This is a genomic window from Staphylococcus sp. FW104-15G4D (assembly GCF_058790135.1).
The window spans coordinates 607,771-624,614 of the sequence record NZ_JBYTCH010000002.1 but is presented as its reverse complement, the minus strand read 5'-3'; the positions used below and the strand labels follow the sequence as shown (position 1 = coordinate 624,614).

At 33.3% G+C, this 16,844-nt stretch carries 11 protein-coding genes; 10 read left to right on the top strand and 1 reads right to left on the bottom strand.

Annotation, left to right across the window (positions count from 1 at the left end):
• Positions 1-17: 17 nt before the first annotated feature.
• The 6 genes from fosB (at position 18) to AC3WQX_RS09265 (ending at position 5,897) form a co-directional block, all read left to right on the top strand.
• Entirely contained in the window at positions 18-440 is a 423-nt protein-coding gene (fosB, locus tag AC3WQX_RS09290; protein ID WP_002454275.1) for a FosB/FosD family fosfomycin resistance bacillithiol transferase, read from the top strand.
• Positions 441-738: 298 nt separating this feature from the next.
• On the top strand, positions 739-1,704 hold the full coding sequence (gene bioB / locus AC3WQX_RS09285; RefSeq protein WP_030063538.1) for a biotin synthase BioB: 966 nt from the start codon (positions 739-741) through the stop codon (positions 1,702-1,704).
• Between the two features lie 138 nt (positions 1,705-1,842).
• Positions 1,843-2,457 (top strand): hypothetical protein, encoded by a 615-nt coding sequence (locus AC3WQX_RS09280; protein ID WP_030063540.1) that lies wholly within the window; start codon positions 1,843-1,845, stop codon positions 2,455-2,457.
• 371 nt (positions 2,458-2,828) lie between these two features.
• Positions 2,829-3,074: a hypothetical protein gene (locus AC3WQX_RS09275; RefSeq protein WP_002434939.1), complete on the top strand. Its 246-nt coding sequence runs from the start codon at positions 2,829-2,831 to the stop codon at positions 3,072-3,074.
• Between the two features lie 134 nt (positions 3,075-3,208).
• Positions 3,209-4,084, top strand: a complete 876-nt coding sequence (locus AC3WQX_RS09270; protein WP_049326425.1) for a hypothetical protein — start codon at positions 3,209-3,211, stop codon at positions 4,082-4,084.
• A 367-nt stretch (positions 4,085-4,451) separates the two neighbouring features.
• Entirely contained in the window at positions 4,452-5,897 is a 1,446-nt protein-coding gene (locus tag AC3WQX_RS09265) for an MDR family MFS transporter (RefSeq protein WP_030058818.1), read from the top strand.
• Positions 5,898-5,978: 81 nt separating this feature from the next.
• On the opposite strand, the gene AC3WQX_RS09260 is transcribed toward AC3WQX_RS09265, so the two are convergent.
• Positions 5,979-6,191 (bottom strand): hypothetical protein, encoded by a 213-nt coding sequence (locus AC3WQX_RS09260; RefSeq protein WP_002454270.1) that lies wholly within the window; start codon positions 6,189-6,191, stop codon positions 5,979-5,981.
• Positions 6,192-6,582: 391 nt separating this feature from the next.
• Between AC3WQX_RS09260 and AC3WQX_RS09255 the strand changes: the two genes are divergently transcribed.
• The 4 genes from AC3WQX_RS09255 (at position 6,583) to ausB (ending at position 16,680) form a co-directional block, all read left to right on the top strand.
• The gene (locus tag AC3WQX_RS09255; RefSeq protein ID WP_030058821.1) at positions 6,583-7,359 is read left to right on the top strand and encodes a 3-hydroxybutyrate dehydrogenase; all 777 of its coding nucleotides are present in this window, start codon (positions 6,583-6,585) and stop codon (positions 7,357-7,359) included.
• A gap of 95 nt (positions 7,360-7,454) precedes the next feature.
• A complete protein-coding gene (locus tag AC3WQX_RS09250) occupies positions 7,455-8,702 on the top strand; it encodes an MDR family MFS transporter (RefSeq protein WP_030058823.1) in 1,248 nt (415 codons plus the stop codon).
• Positions 8,703-8,893: 191 nt separating this feature from the next.
• Positions 8,894-16,060: an aureusimine non-ribosomal peptide synthetase AusA gene (gene ausA / locus AC3WQX_RS09245; protein ID WP_492740074.1), complete on the top strand. Its 7,167-nt coding sequence runs from the start codon at positions 8,894-8,896 to the stop codon at positions 16,058-16,060.
• Positions 16,057-16,680 (top strand): aureusimine biosynthesis 4'-phosphopantetheinyl transferase AusB, encoded by a 624-nt coding sequence (ausB, locus tag AC3WQX_RS09240; RefSeq protein WP_030058827.1) that lies wholly within the window; start codon positions 16,057-16,059, stop codon positions 16,678-16,680. The genes ausA and ausB overlap by 4 nt, the downstream gene beginning before the upstream one ends.
• Positions 16,681-16,844 lie beyond the last annotated feature (164 nt).

Genomic DNA, 16,844 nt, shown 5'->3' with positions numbered 1-16,844 from the left:
AATTGGGTGGTGTAGTTATGAATATTCAAGGTATTAATCATATATGTTTTTCAGTTAGTAATTTAGTTGAATCAATTAAATTTTATAGAGATGTTTTAAAAGGGGAATTATTAGTTAGTGGCAAAACTACTGCGTATTTTGATATTGGTGGTCTATGGGTTGCTTTAAATGAAGAGGTTAATGTACCTAGAACAGAAATTAAATATTCTTATACACATATTGCATTTTCAATTAATGAAAATGAGTTTGAAGAATGGTACAAATGGCTTCAAAAACATAATGTAAATATATTAGAAGGACGAAAGAGAAGTCATCAAGATAAAAAGTCAATTTACTTTACTGATCCAGATGGTCACAAATTAGAATTACACACTGGTACTTTAAACGATAGATTAGATTATTATAAAAAAGAAAAAACACATATGACTTTTTATTACTAGTCTCTAAAATACTATTTAACTTCATAATAAAAGGTTGAAAACATCGAGAGTTAAATAAAATTTAAATCGAATAAACAAATTGATTTTTAATATATGGGAAATTAGACGGTTCATAAAATGTAAATATATGCTAGATAGCTATGCCTATACACGTACGTATTGGCATGGCTTTTTTTATTTTAGTAAGCAAGGTTTCATTCATCAAAGTATTAATGTAAACTTATAAATATATAAAGTTTACATTAATAAGGGCATCACTTGCTGAACTTTAATTTTCAAAAATGAGGGGTTAATTATCATGAATTTAAACTTAGCTGAACGTGTTCTTTATCACGAAGGATTATCACAAGATGAATGTTTGAAGATATATGAAGATCCAAATATCGATACGTTTGAACTCTTGAATGAAGCGTACATCGTAAGAAAACATTACTATGGTAAAAAAGTGAAATTAAATATGATTCTTAATGCGAAAAGTGGAATTTGTTCTGAAGATTGTGGTTACTGCGGTCAATCGGTAAAGATGAAGGAAAAACAACGCTATGCATTGGTAGATCAAGATCAAATTAAAGCGGGAGCACAGGTTGCTACAGACAATCAAATTGGCACATATTGTATTGTCATGAGTGGACGAGGACCCACGAATCGAGAAGTAGATCATATTTGTGAAACGGTTGAAGATATTAAGAAAGTGCACCCACAATTAAAAATTTGTGCATGTCTAGGACTTACAAAAGAAGAACAAGCTGAAAAACTTAAAGGAGCGGGCGTAGATAGATATAACCATAATTTAAATACAAGTGAGCGATATCACGATGAAGTGGTGACTACGCATACATATGAAGATCGAGTGAATACAGTTGAAATGATGAAAGCTAATAACATTTCTCCATGTTCTGGTGTTATTTGTGGCATGGGTGAAACGAATGAGGATGTAATCAATATGGCATTTGCATTGAAAGAAATTGATGCAGACAGCATTCCGATTAATTTCTTACATCCGATTAAGGGAACAAAATTTGGAGGTCTAGACTTATTGTCGCCAATGAAATGTTTAAGAATCATAGCAATGTTCCGTTTAATCAATCCCACGAAAGAAATTAGAATTGCTGGTGGACGAGAAGTTAATCTGCGCTCACTACAAGCAATAGCCTTAAAAGCAGCTAATTCTATTTTTGTTGGAGACTACCTTATTACGGGTGGTCAACCTAACGAAGAGGATTACCACATGATTAAAGATTTAGGGTTTGAAATAGATAGTTAAAGCAGATATTTAGAATTGTATTATAGCTATAGACGGAGTGCATAAACGCTGTCTATGGCTTTTTTAAACAGTGGTTAGTAAATTTATTGAGGTGTAATATACGTTATTAGGGATATTGAACATGTGGGAGGGAGAACGATGGAGGATTATATACTATCTTTAAATCTATTAGATAATCGTTTAAATAAATTAGTTCATATTCATAATGATTTACATGATGAAGTAGACCAAACTTTAGATGAAAAAGAACCAAATAATATAACATACATTAAAAACGCGACTTTGATTTTAATAAAGCTTTATTTATATAAACTCTCTAAAAACAAAGCACGTTATGGTAAAGCAACATCTAAAAACAGCTTAATACATATGTTAAAGGATGAAGAAGCTTATTATGCATTTTATGAGTTTAATAGTGATTTAGAAATTGAAGAGCTTGCACTTACACCAAATTTAGAAAAAAAGTATGAAGAAGATGCATTGAGTTTGTTAAATATTAGAGGCAAACTAACACCTTTTATGAATGTAAGTGAAGATGTTTGGGAATTTGAGAAATTTAACGAAGATATAACTCTAGTTATAAGAAACATTATAAAAAATAATGATGGCATCCTGACAGAAATTCTAGAAGATAACTATAGAAAAGAAAAATTAGACGAGGTTATTAAACTTACATTTATAGACACATACCAAACAAGAAATATGAATAATAAAGCTAGCAATGTAGCTGAAAAATTAATATCTGATTCATAAAAATTTTGAAGAAGGCGAGTTTTTATATTTATAAAGACACGTTTCTAGATAAATTTTTAAGATGTTGGGACAAAGCTGTTAATAACTGCACTTCGAATTAATGTATTTTACATACAAATGTTTTACGTGAAACATGTTTAACTTTTATGAGGCGTAATGAGCGTTAATTATAAGTGATAGTTTTGGCAACTTTAGACCATTTAAATTTGTATTTGTAGCTATACTTGATAAAGCTAAATATAAAGAGGAGGCGACAAGAGAATTCAAAAATTATCTAAAAAAGCAATGAATAAATATCTAAATTACGTTATTATGAAAAATGATAATACATAAAATATAATAGTTTTAAATATTGGAGGATACTTAAGTTTATGGAATATTTACATAAATTTTTACCGATAATCATTTATGTTCTTATTATGGCAATTCATTATGCTTTATCTAGAACAGGTATAAAACTTTTAGGATTTGTAGTACCTGTGATTGTTACGGCTGGATTAATCTATACTTATAAGACCGGAGATTTACAATTAAATTTAGTTGGAACGATTATAATGATAGTTATTTCACTACTAATTTTATCTGTAGAATGGGAAGATGCTCAAAAACGTAATTAAGAGAAATAAATTTTGTGGTTTTTGATAAAAATAAGTTAGCTTTACATAAATAATTTTATTATAATAAAAAATAATTATACAAAATAAAAGTAACCCACCACACCATGACTAAACACCGAGAGGATTTACATTTTATGAAGAAAATAATAATACTCATCACAGTATTTTCACTATTTTTAGGCGCATGTAACACCGACAATTCTACAGAACATAAAAATGATAAAGCAGAAAATCCGACTAAAAAAGATAAAGACAACAAAACATCCCACAAAGAAGCTTCATCAAAAAATACTAATACTGATATCAAAGCTAAAGATAAAGTGGAGAATTTATCAGAAAAGATGAAATTAGCACTTATCTTTTGCGCTGATGATAAAGGGAAATACACATTAACTAAAAATAATATTTTGATAGGTTCTTTTAGAAATGATAAAGATGAATATCGAAAGATAGGACAATTTGTATTAGTTAACTATCCAAAATTCACCAACGCGCCTAAAGGTATGAAGTTTTATTCAATATACCCTAGTAATCATGAAGCCCAAGCAATAGTTGGTATTAGTGACAAAAAGATTATCCTAAGTGGATCTCAAATTCGTATCAAAGATTATCAACAGTTATTAGAGCATGGCAAAGAGTATAGTACCCAAAAGGTCTATGACAAAGTTAAAAATAATAGGGCGCTTCCAGAACTTGCGAATAAGATGCACGTGAGCAATCAATTACCTATCTCAAACGATGAATGGAAATACAATGGATTATCACCAAGAGAATTGTATGAACGTGGTGGAGTCATGGCTCATGGAAGTAGCCAAGTATATAAATTTATTTCTGAACTTGAAGGCGGTTCATTAGATAATGATAAATATCTATGGGATGTTGTTCATTGGCTAAAAGATGGAAACTGGAAAGTTAATTGTCGTAATAAAGATGGTGAAATTGTAGCTACTTATACAACTGTTAATGGCAAAGTAGCTAAGTTTGATGAAAATGGTAAAAGAATTAAATAATACAAGCTAAACTGGTTCTCAATATTAATAGAGAACCATTTTTTATATGTTGACCAAATAACAGTTAGGTATTTTAACTCAACTTTTAAGAATAATGATTCACTGTCGTATTTATTTTTGTTACATTATTCAATGGATATTTTTAGCATTCAACATTAAAAAGTTTGTTCACTTCATACACCATGCTCACTTCATAAGCTTCTTAGCAACGATGTTAACTCAATTTACAAATCTAAAAGCTATCAAGAAAATACTTTTTTAAAATCAAATTAAACTGAAAATCAAATTATAAACTTAAATAGTTTGCTAGGCTAACCAAAAGTGATACAGTTTTTAATGGACTTATTTTTCAAAGGGGTAAGATGTCATGGCGAGTAATGAAATGACAACCGCCAAACGTAACACCATTGTGTTAGTGATGCTTATTAGCGCATTTGTGGCAATGTTAAACCAAACGATCTTAAATACTGCATTGCCCGCAATTATAAAAGGATTGAACATTACAGAAACAACTGCACAATGGTTGATCACAGGCTTTATGCTAGTGAACGGAATCATGATACCACTCACAGCATTTTTAATGGATAAATATACGACACGTAAACTTTATATCTTTTCTATGGCAGCGTTCCTCATTGGTTCAATTATAGCTGCTTTATCTCCAGGATTTGAAATCCTAATGGTTGCTCGTATTATACAAGCAATCGGTGCTGGAATATTACTTCCACTAATGCAATTTACAGTGTTTACACTATTCCCTGTAGAAAAACGCGGATTCGCAATGGGTCTCACAGGTATAGTGGCGCAAACAGCACCAGCGATTGGGCCAACACTTACAGGATTACTTATCGATTTCTTTAGTTGGAGAATGCCATTCTACATCGTTGCAGCAATCGCACTTATCGCATTCGCAATTGGGTTCTTCTTTGTTGAGAATAACGGTCAAACTAAAGAAACAGTACTCGATAAAATATCAGTCGTTTATTCAACATTTGGTTTCGGCTTAATTCTATTCGCATTTAGTAGTGTAAGTACATTTGGAATCGCATCGATCCCAGTCATCACTACATTTATTCTAGGTTTAATCGTGATTGCAATTTTTACATTCCGTCAATTAAAAATCGACCATCCATTATTAAACTTAAGCGTATTTAAAAGCAAAGTATTTACATTATCTGCTATAGCTTCAATGCTTGTCTTTATAGGTATTGTTGGACCTGCTCTACTTATTCCTATGTACGTTCAAACTGGATTAGGTCTCTCAGCATTACTTTCAGGTTTAGTGATACTACCAGGTGCAGTGTTCAATGCATTTATTTCAGTTTATACTGGTAAGATTTTTGATAAATATGGCATCAAGGTACTTGTTATTCCTGGATTTACAGTATTAATCATAATGACGATATTACATGCATTCTTAACTACAGAAACGCCATTCTGGTATGTTGTAGTGATTTACGCAATACGTATGATTTCTGTAGGTTTACTTATTATGCCACTTAATACAGTAGGTCTTAATGCGCTTAAACCAGAAGAAATTTCACACGGCACAGCAATTATGAACTCTCTACGTATCATTGCAGGTGCGATGGGAACTGCTATCAGTATTACAATATTATCAATTGTAGCTAAGAATTATACGGCTACGCATCATACGATGTCTAAAGTGAAATTAGCACGAGAATCAACAGTTCAAGGTGTCGATGCAGCATTTATCTTCACCACAGTATTAATTGTGATTGGCTTTATACTTGCGTTATTTATTAAAGAGAATCGCAACGCCAAAGATACAGATTCTTCCTCTGAAAAATAAAACTCACAATTAAATAGCACAAAGAAAGATGGTCATTTCCTAGGTAATAGGAAATGACCATCTTTCTTTTTATATATGTAATTAAGCATCTTTTTGTCGTGCTCGTTCTTCTCTATGTCTTTGACGTCTTTGTTCTTCTTTCGAAAGGTGATTTGGGTATTTCTCAGGGTGTTTATAACCATCGATTGCACCTAAAAACATGCCTTTAACAAAACTTGTAATCCCTTTACCAATACCGAAAACAAATCGAATCATACCATAAATCGCAAAAATCCATAGCAATATATAGCCCATATTGAAACTCCTTTTTTATTTTACAATAACATAAAAAGACAATTTCGATGAAATTTATAAAAAACTTTGCTGGTAAATTTTTTAATACATAAAATATCGTAGCTACTAGTCTAAAAAAATTTAGGGGTAAGACTGCGCACCGTATGCATTAATTCCATTCTTATCGTGCTTTTTTAAAAATATCCTCAAGTGATATTCACGTTTTTTATAAAAAGTTAAAATGCAGTTGCCTATTGTATAAAATGTTACATCACACTATGATGTTGTTAATAGTTTTAAATAAAAAAAGAGATAGAAAAAAATTACATGTCGATATTTAATTAATTTAATGTAATATAAATATAACTAATACATTATTTGATATTTTAATAAAGTGAAGGGAGTTATACATATGATTAAAGATCAAGTAGCTATTATTACTGGCTCAGCGAGTGGTATTGGTTTAGAAATTGCTAAATCCTTTATTGAACAAGGCGCCAAAGTTGTCTTCTCAGACATTAATGAAGAAGGCCTTAATAACGTCTTCCACCAATTTCAGCGACAAGGCTATGACTGTCGGGCTATCAAAGCGGACGTCTCTAATGAGGAAGATGTGAAGCATCTTATCGCTGAGACGAGACATCAATATGGTCGTATAGATATTGTTATTAATAATGCTGGTTTACAGAATGTAGCTAATATAGAAGACTTTCCAACTGAAAAGTTTAAACAGATGATAGATATCATGCTTGTTGGTGCCTTTTTAATGACAAAGCATGTTCTTCCTATTATGAAGGCGCAACACTATGGCAGAATCTTAAATATGTCATCTATTAATGGTGTCATCGGTTTCGCAGGAAAATCAGCTTATAATAGCGCTAAACATGGAATTATTGGTTTAACAAAAGTAACAGCTTTAGAAACAGCTGAGGACGGTATCACAGTGAATGCGATTTGTCCTGGATATATCGACACACCACTTGTTAGAGGACAGATGGAAGACTTAGCACAAATGCGAAATGTAGACGTAGCGCAAGTGATGGATGAAGTGTTGTTCCCATTAATTCCTCAAAAACGATTAATCGATATTCAAGAAATTGCCGATTATGCCATATTTTTAGCAAGTAAATCGACGAAAAGTGTGACAGGACAAGCTATTATTATAGATGGTGGTTATACAGTCCAGTAATAGTATGACCTCTTAATTAAAAATAAAATACTGTTAAGCTAAGAAAAGTATCTACAATTTAATACTTATCAAGCTTAAGGGGGAGAAAAGATAGAATGAGAAAAATGAGCATCACCTTAAAAGTAAGATTAATATGTAGTTTCTTTGAAAATTTAATTGTTATGGCATTTTTGCCTTTTATAGCTTTATACCTAACGGATATGGTCAATCAGGCCTTTTCAGGTATATTTCTTTTTATTTTAGTTTTAATCAATTTTCCAATTTCGATGATTTCGGGGCATATTATTGAGCGTTATCCTAAAAAACGCACAATGCTTATATATCAAATTATTGAGTGTATAAGTTTGCTTGCAATGGCATTTTCAGTCTCTAATCAGACATTGCTTATCATCATATTTTGCATAGCTTATACGGTTTTTAGTATTTCGTCTGGTATGATTGCACCGCTTATAGAAACGATGATCATGGACGCGATTACGCCAGAAGTTGAACATTACATATATAAAGTAAGTTATTGGCTTACTAACGTAGCCGTTGCTTGTGGTGCATTTTTAGGAGGAGCCATGTATCACGCGAATAAATCGGCGTTGTTTTTGATCGCTTTTGTGATTTTCGTACTTGTATTCGTGGCTTTATATATTTGGATTCCTAATGATAACGCCAAACCGTTGAATAAAGAGGGACAAACTTTTAATAATGTATTAAGTTTGAAAGGCTTTTTACGTAATTATCAGCTTGTGCTAAAAGATAAATTATTTATGTATTTAATTATCGGCTCAAGTATTCTTTTAATGGGTGAATTATCCACGTCATCTTATGTTTCAATTAGACTTAAAAAGGAATTCGAAACTTTATCAATGTTTCATGTCTCAATTGATGGAGTTAAAATGTATTCAATTTTAATTATGACTAATACGCTAGTTGTAATAGCTTTAACGTATTTTGTATCTAAATATATCTTGAAAATGAATAATCAAAAAGCGTTATTTGTAGGTCTCATCATGTATGTAGTAGGTTATTCTGGCATTACCTATTTAAATGATTTTACTTTACTTATGATAGTTATGGTTATAGCCACGTTAGGTGAGATGATTTACTCTCCGATTACTGAAGAACATAGATATAAGATGATTCCTGCACAGAAGAGAGGCACATATTCTGCAATACGTGCATTAAGTTTTAACTTTGCGCAATTAATTGCAAGACTGGGTATTATTTTAGGCGTATTGATGAACGCCCTAGGTATGACGATTTATATGGCGCTGATTCTTACTTTAGGAAGTATATTGCTCTATCGTGCGGTGTACCAATTTAATTTAAAGGCTAATAATGAAAATCATTAATTGTGAATTTTATAACCTACTAAATTGCTCGTGATTAAAAATAAAATATATTTATTAAGATTTTGTAAAAAATTCACTTTAGTAATTGTTTTCAAACCTTTGAATGTACTAATATATAGCTTATCTAGAGAATATATGTAAGTTATTTGTTAGTGAGTATTATAAAGTATGAGTACGAAAGAAGGACTTGAATGACTATTGAAACATTGCATTTTCAACACTATTTTTATCAAAAATATTTACAATCAACTTCAACTACAAAGAGGGTGACGTACTGGGTTCGATTAGATCAAGATATCGAGCGTCATCGATTGATGTATGCACTGCTAGATGTAGTACAACATCAGCCACAGTTGAGGGCGACATTCAAGCATTGTAACGACCAATTGCGCATCAATGTGCGAGAATTTTTCCCATTTATACACATTAAAGAAGTGAATCAATGTTCTAAAAAAGTTGATATCACGACTTACCTCAACCAAGAGTTGAATTCCTACTATTTCAATCAATTACCTCTATTTAATTTTACAATTTATCAATTTTTAGATGAAACGTTCTTACTTTTAGATTTCCATTCCATGATTTTCAATGATAGCCAGTTAGATGATTTCTTTAAACAACTAAATATCGCGTATAGCTATGGTCTATTTCATGAACATACTGTATCGGATTTTTATCACATGATTAAAGAAATGAATGTAGCGACTGATGCTTCAAATGAGGACAATCAACAACATTTAAATCACTTTGAAATGGCTCATGCCGATCAAGATTGTGAATCATACATGCCTATAAAACGAAATTCAGAACAACCACAAGTTGAACATACAAGTGTAGATCTTGAATCATTTGATATGACTCGTCTAGTTACAAGCACTTATTTAGCGAATTACTTTTTGAGTCAGTCCAATCAAGTGACGTTGGGAATTCATTTTCCAATGGAATATGACAAAACTGACGATATGATGTTACTTAACACACTTGTAGCACCACTGAGTTTAAATATAGACACTACGCTTTCTGCAGACGTAATTATGAATGAATGGGAATTAGCGATAGATGATATGAAAGCCAACGGGACAGGTTTCTTAAGTGAACCTAATGCAAGTGATATGGAATTCGAAACAATCATACATGCAACGCAATTTAACGAGTACTTTGAGTTAAATCACACCGAACATAAAGTTCATCGATTGCATAGTGATAGTTCTTTATTAGCTGACATAGAAATATATCCACGTCCTCACCAAGGCTTTGATATTGTATACAATACAAATGCCTATGATGAGCTAACGATTCAAACATTAGTTAGTTTAATTAGAAGTATTAATATGCAATTAACACATAATCCTTCAAAGATAATTAAAGATATAGAATTATGTAATGAAAATGATTTTGAAATCTATCAAAACATCAACCATTCAACAAGTTCATCACTTTATCAAACAGTAATGGAACGTTTTGAATATCAAGTAGAACAGTATCCAAATCAAATAGCATTGCAATATGAACAACAATCCATGACATATGCGGAATTGAACTACCATGTGAATCGTTTGGCACAATATTTGCGACACACTTATCATGTACAACCCAATGATATTATCGCGCTCTTGGCAGAACGAAGTATCGAAATGGTTATAGGTATGTTAGGTATTTTAAAGGCAGGCGCTGGATACTTACCGATTGATCCAGATTATCCTGAAGATAGAACAACCTTTATTATTGAAGATGCACAGCCTAAAGCAATCGTGACATATCAAGCGACAATACAGTCTGACGTTCCTCAAATTGAACTAGACACATTTGATTGGAATGGCGACGAAGCGGAAACTGACAACCCAAGTCATATCAATACTGATGAGGATACTGCATACATCATTTATACTTCAGGTACAACAGGTAAGCCTAAAGGGACAGTGGTTCCTCATAGAGGGATTGATCGTTTAGTTCATGAACCTAATTATGTTGAATTAAATGATCAAACGGTTATTTTATTATCGGGAACTGTAGCGTTTGATGCTGCCACATTTGAAATTTATGGTGCGCTATTAAACGGTGGATGTTTAGTATTAACGTCGAAAGATACTTTACTTAACCCTGTTCAATTAGGTCAAACAATTGTGAATCAACAAGTCAACACGATGTGGTTAACGTCATCCCTTTTCAATCAAATTGCAAGTGAACGTATCGAGGCGCTAGAACCCTTAACGTATCTATTAATTGGTGGTGAGGTGCTAAATGCGAAATGGGTGAATCTATTAAACTCACGTCAACGCCATCCTCAAATCATTAACGGTTATGGTCCAACAGAGAATACGACATTCACGACGACTTATGCGATACCTGATGAGATGCCAAATCGAATTCCTATTGGTCAACCAATCAATGGAACAACGGTTTACGTGATGCAAGGTGAGCACTTATGTGGTGTAGGTGTGCCTGGGGAATTATGCATAGGAGGCGCTGGTCTGGCGAAGGGATATTTAAATCAACCAGAGCTCACTGCTGAAAGGTTTATCACCTCTCCCTTTGAAAATGAGCGCCTATACCGCAGTGGGGATTTAGTACGTCTTCAAGAAGACGGTCATATTGATTATCTCAGTCGTATCGATAAGCAAGTTAAAATTCGTGGCTTTAGAATTGAACTATCAGAAATTGAAAAAGCAATTGAAGCGATTAGAGATATTAATAAAGCAGTCGTTATTGTGCGTGAAGAGGAGCAAGACAAGCAAATTGTGGCATATTATGAAGCGCAACAATCTCAATCGACGAGTCACTTGAAAGAAGTGTTAAGTGAAACATTGCCACAATATATGATTCCAGTTCATTTCATGAAAATAGATAAAATACCTATCACTATCAATGGTAAATTAGACAAGCGAGCTTTACCGGATATTGATAGAGTTGATTTATCAAACTATGTGGCGCCACGTAACGAAGGTGAACGTATTATATGTCAAATCTTTGAAGATATCTTACATGTCGACCAAGTAGGTATTAAAGATAATTTCTTTGAACTTGGTGGGCACTCATTGCGTGCAACGTTAGTTGTGAATCGTATCGAATCCCAACTTAAGAAACGTTTAAAAGTCGGAGATATTATGAAATTACCGACTGTTGAACAATTAAGTCAACACATTATGGAAATGCAAAATGAAGACTATGAAGTCATACCTAAAGCGCAAAGAGCTGAGCAATACGAATTAAGTGCTGTTCAAAAAAGTATGTACTTATTGTGGAGTGTCAATCCTGAAGACACTGTTTATAATATTCCGTTCTTATGGCGATTGTCTTCTGAATTAAACGTAGAGCAATTGAAGCGAGCGTTGAACCAACTTATTGCTCGTCACGAAATTTTAAGGACTCAATATATAGTGGATGGCAATGAAGTGAAACAAAGAGTAGCAGACAATGTTGCTGCTGATTTTAAAGAAGTGACGACACGACTTACAGATGAACAACAAATTATTCAGGCCTTTATGCAACCGTTTAATTTAGAGCAACCTAGTCAAATGCGTGTAAGATATATCCATGGTCCACATGAGGATTATCTGTTTATGGATACGCATCACAGTATCAATGACGGTATGAGTAATACGATTTTATTAGCAGATTTAAATGCTTTATATCAAGAAAAATCACTTCCTAATCTATCACTGCAATATAAAGATTATAGTGAATGGATGGCTCATCGAGATTTATCTATTCAACGTCGCTATTGGTTACAACAATTTGAAGATGGTGTTCCTGTATTAAATATGCCAACAGATTATCCAAGACCTAGTATTAAGACGACACATGGTCAAATGTTGACGTTCCATTTTGATAAGAACTTAAAATCACAGTTGCAAAATTATGTGGAGAAACATCAAATGACTGATTTCATGTTCTTTGCAAGTGCAATAATGGTATTGCTTCATAAATATACACGCCAAGATGACATTGTCATAGGGAGCGTTATAAGTGCCCGCACTCATCGTGACACTGAAAATATGCTTGGTATGTTTGCGAATACACTACTTTACCGTGGCCATCCAACGAACGATAAAACATGGGAACAATTGATGTCTGAAGTGAAAGAAACAAGTCTCGGTGCGTATGAACATCAAGAGTATCCATTTGAAAGTCTTGTTAACGATTTGATGGATGAACGAGATGCTTCGCGTAATCCATTATTCGACGTAATGCTTGTATTACAAAACAACGAAACAAACCATGCTAACTTTGGACATAGTCAACTGACGCACATTCCACCTCAAACGACAACAGCTAAATTTGACTTGTCGTTTATCATTGAGGAAGATCGAGACGACTATGTGGTTAATATTGAATATAATACAGATTTATATGCGGAAGAGACGATTCATAATCTTGCTTACCAGCTTGAAAATATCATCCAACATGTGACATCTACTCAAGCTTTAAAAATTCAAGATATTCAAGAATCTCCGGATATGCTGGAATGGGTTGAAACAAATGTTAATCATCATACCCTATATTTCCCGGAAAATAATTCCCTACAGCAATTATTCAATCATGTAGTTAATGAGAAGAAAGATGAGATTGCACTGAAAATGAACGGGCAATCAATGACGTATGATGAATTAAATCATTATGCAAATCGTATAGCCAATGAGCTTATGAAAAATGGAGTGACATATGGAGAGCGAGTTGCATTATTAATAGATAGAAGCTTTGAAATGATTGCGAGTATGATTGCATCATGGAAGATAGGTGCGTCGTATGTTCCAATTGATATCACGCATCCTGATAAACGTATTGAGTTAATGATTGAAGATGCTCAAGTGTCAGCCATTTTAACTTATGGTAAGGAGTTTGATTCTAACCTATTAACGATTGCATTAGAGTCTATTGATAAAGAATCGCCCGTTGAAAAGTCATTTTCTGAATATGAGGGTAGTCTAGAAGATGAACTTTATAGCATTTACACATCTGGAACAACTGGCATGCCAAAAGGTGTGGCGGTAAGACAACGTAATGTTTTAAACTTGGTAAATGCTTGGACAGAGAGACTTGAATTATCGGAAGATGAAACGTTTATTCAATATGCGAATTACGTCTTCGATGCATCTGCGATGGATATCTATTGCAGTCTGTTAAATGGTTATACACTTGTGATTGCAAACAATGAAGAACGTACTGATACAGAGCAACTACAACGACTGATTGAAAGAGAACGTATTACGGTTGCATCTATACCACTTCAAGTTTGTAACGTCATGGAAGATTTCTATATACCTAAGTTAATTACTGGTGGTGCAACAAGTACTCCAACGTTTGTGCGTCATATTTCAGAGCATTGCGATACGTACTTTAATGCGTATGGACCTTCTGAATCCACAGTGATTGCTTCAAACTGGTCATACACTAAAGGTGAGCCTATTCCATCAGCAATACCTATAGGACAACCTTTAGCTAACATTCAAGTATACATTTTATCGGGTATGCAATTGTGTGGTGTAGGTGTTTCAGGAGAATTGTGTATCGCAGGTGAAAGTTTAACGGCTGGTTATTTAAATAGACCTGAACTTACTGCTGAATCTTTCATAGATAATCCATTTGGTGAAGGCAAATTATATCGCAGTGGTGACCTTGCAAGATATACACATGATGGTCAAATTGAATTTATGGGGCGAATAGATAATCAAGTTAAAGTCAATGGTTACCGTATCGAACTTGGAGAAATCGAAAACATTATCAATTTAGTAGAGGGCGTTTCTGATAGCGTAGTTATCGTTGATCAACAAGGAGAACATGAAGTTCTACATGCCTATTATGTAGGCGATAAAGACATTAAGTCAGACATCGTAAGACAGTTAAATCAATACTTACCTAAGTACATGATTCCAAAAACTGTCACAGCAATTGATGTTATTCCGTTAACACGTAATGATAAAGTAGATGAATCAAAATTACCTCGTCCACAAATTCAAAGAAATGGATATGTAGAACCTAGAAATGATATGGAACGCCAATTCGCTTCAATATTTGCTGACGTGTTAGAGCTTCCGACGATAGGCATAGACGATGACTTCTTCGAAATAGGTGGTACGTCACTAGATGCGATGGTTGCGGTATCTAAGCTTAAATCTCATGATATAAATCTCACTATGCAAGATATATATCAATATAAATCAATAAGACATTTGGCAGAAGTCTTTGAAGGCGGAAAAGAGCTAGTGGAAGTTGAACTTCCAGATCACTTGTCTCAACTTCAAGCATTAGTCAAACGTCGTTACCAATTGAATGTAAGTAATGAGACTCAAAACTCACTTGGAAGAGTTCTCCTTACTGGAGGTACTGGTTTCTTAGGTGCATATCTAATTAATGAGTTACAAGACCAAGCTACTAAAGTGACATGCTTAGTAAGAGGTCAAGTTATCAAAGATGCACGTGCTAAAGTTGAAGCGAATTTACTTAGCTACTTCGAGGCAGATAAAGTTGAAGAACTCATGGATAAGGTAGAGGTAGTTCTAGGAGACTTAGCAAACTTAGATGCATTTAACGTTGAAGATACAATTGATACAATCATTCATGCTGGGGCGCGTACAGATCATTTCGGAGATGATGAAAACTTTATTCACGTAAACGTACAGAGTACCGAAGCTTTATTAGCTCTAGCACAGCAACATCAAGCGAAATTTATATACATTTCGACAATTAGTGTTGGAGCAGTCTTTGATGTCCACACCGAGGATAAGGCTTTTTCTGAAAAAGATGTTTATAAACAACAATTATTTACATCACCTTATACAAAAAGTAAATTCTATAGTGAAATCAAAGTTTTAGAAGCGGTTAATGATGGTTTAGATGCTCAAATTATGAGACTAGGGAATTTAACAAGTGCTTATTCTGGCGCGTTAAACATGACAAATCTTACGACAAACCGTTTTTCAATTATGATGCATGAATTATTAAAAATATCATCTATTGGAGAATATTTCGGTAAAACATCTGTAGACTTATCATTTATTGATATTACCGCACGTCATGTTATGAAGATTGCTGCATCCCAAGCGCAATCAATTATTTATCATATTTATTCTCCTCATACGAGAACTATGCAAAGCGTATTAGAGAATGCAAAACAAACTCAGATGAATATCATTAGTGACGAGGAATTTGAACAAATGTTGCTTAATAATGGTATGCATGAGGTTATCGGTTTAAGTAGCGGAGATACAACCCAAGTTCCCGCACAAATCGAATCTGAGATGACCCAACATGTTATAGCACAGTTAGGTGACGGATGGCCTCATGTCACTTCTCAATGGTTACGTGCTTGGAGAGATTTACTCATTGAAAAATTTAAAGAATCTGAGGAACATGAATGACACTATTTTTAACGAAAATAAATGATGACATAACAAATATTGAACATCGTTTATTTCAATCATATCGACAATTAAAGAAACCTGAACGTTCAAAATATCGTTTTAAAAAAGATCGTGTCATGCATCAAATAGGAGATATGTTGATTCAGTACTGTATCGAGCAATGTTATGGTCTGAACATAAATCAGTGGAAGTATCATGTTACAAAGAATGGTAAGATTGAGATTCAAAGTAGGAAACATATTAATGTGAATCTTTCATACAGTTTTCCGTATATTGTATGCGCTATTGATCAACATCCAGTAGGCGTCGATATTGAAGAAATTAAAGATTTGAATTATTTAAACTTGGCTACACAATTTTCCGTAAATGAATTTAACCAAGTACGACAATTAAAAGATTTTTATACAATTTGGACGAAAAAAGAAAGTTATACGAAATTGATAGGAGAAGGGTTACTCAAAGGCTTAGATGTTTATGACGTAACACAGCCCTTATACTATCAAGATGACAAGGTGTTCTTTCAAGAATATATATGCCAAGATAGAATGATTCATTTGTGTTCAAATCATAGTCGTAAACATGAGATAGTTAAAAAATCACTGGATTGTTTACTTTAATCACTAGTAATTGAAAAGAAAAGTCATCCATACTTCTTTATTCCACTTAATACTTATACATTAACGTGCAACTGTACGTCTAAATTATAAATCATAGAATTTTATCAAAGACACTTTCTATTTGAGGTAATAGGAAGTGTCTTTTTGTATGTCTTTAACAAGAT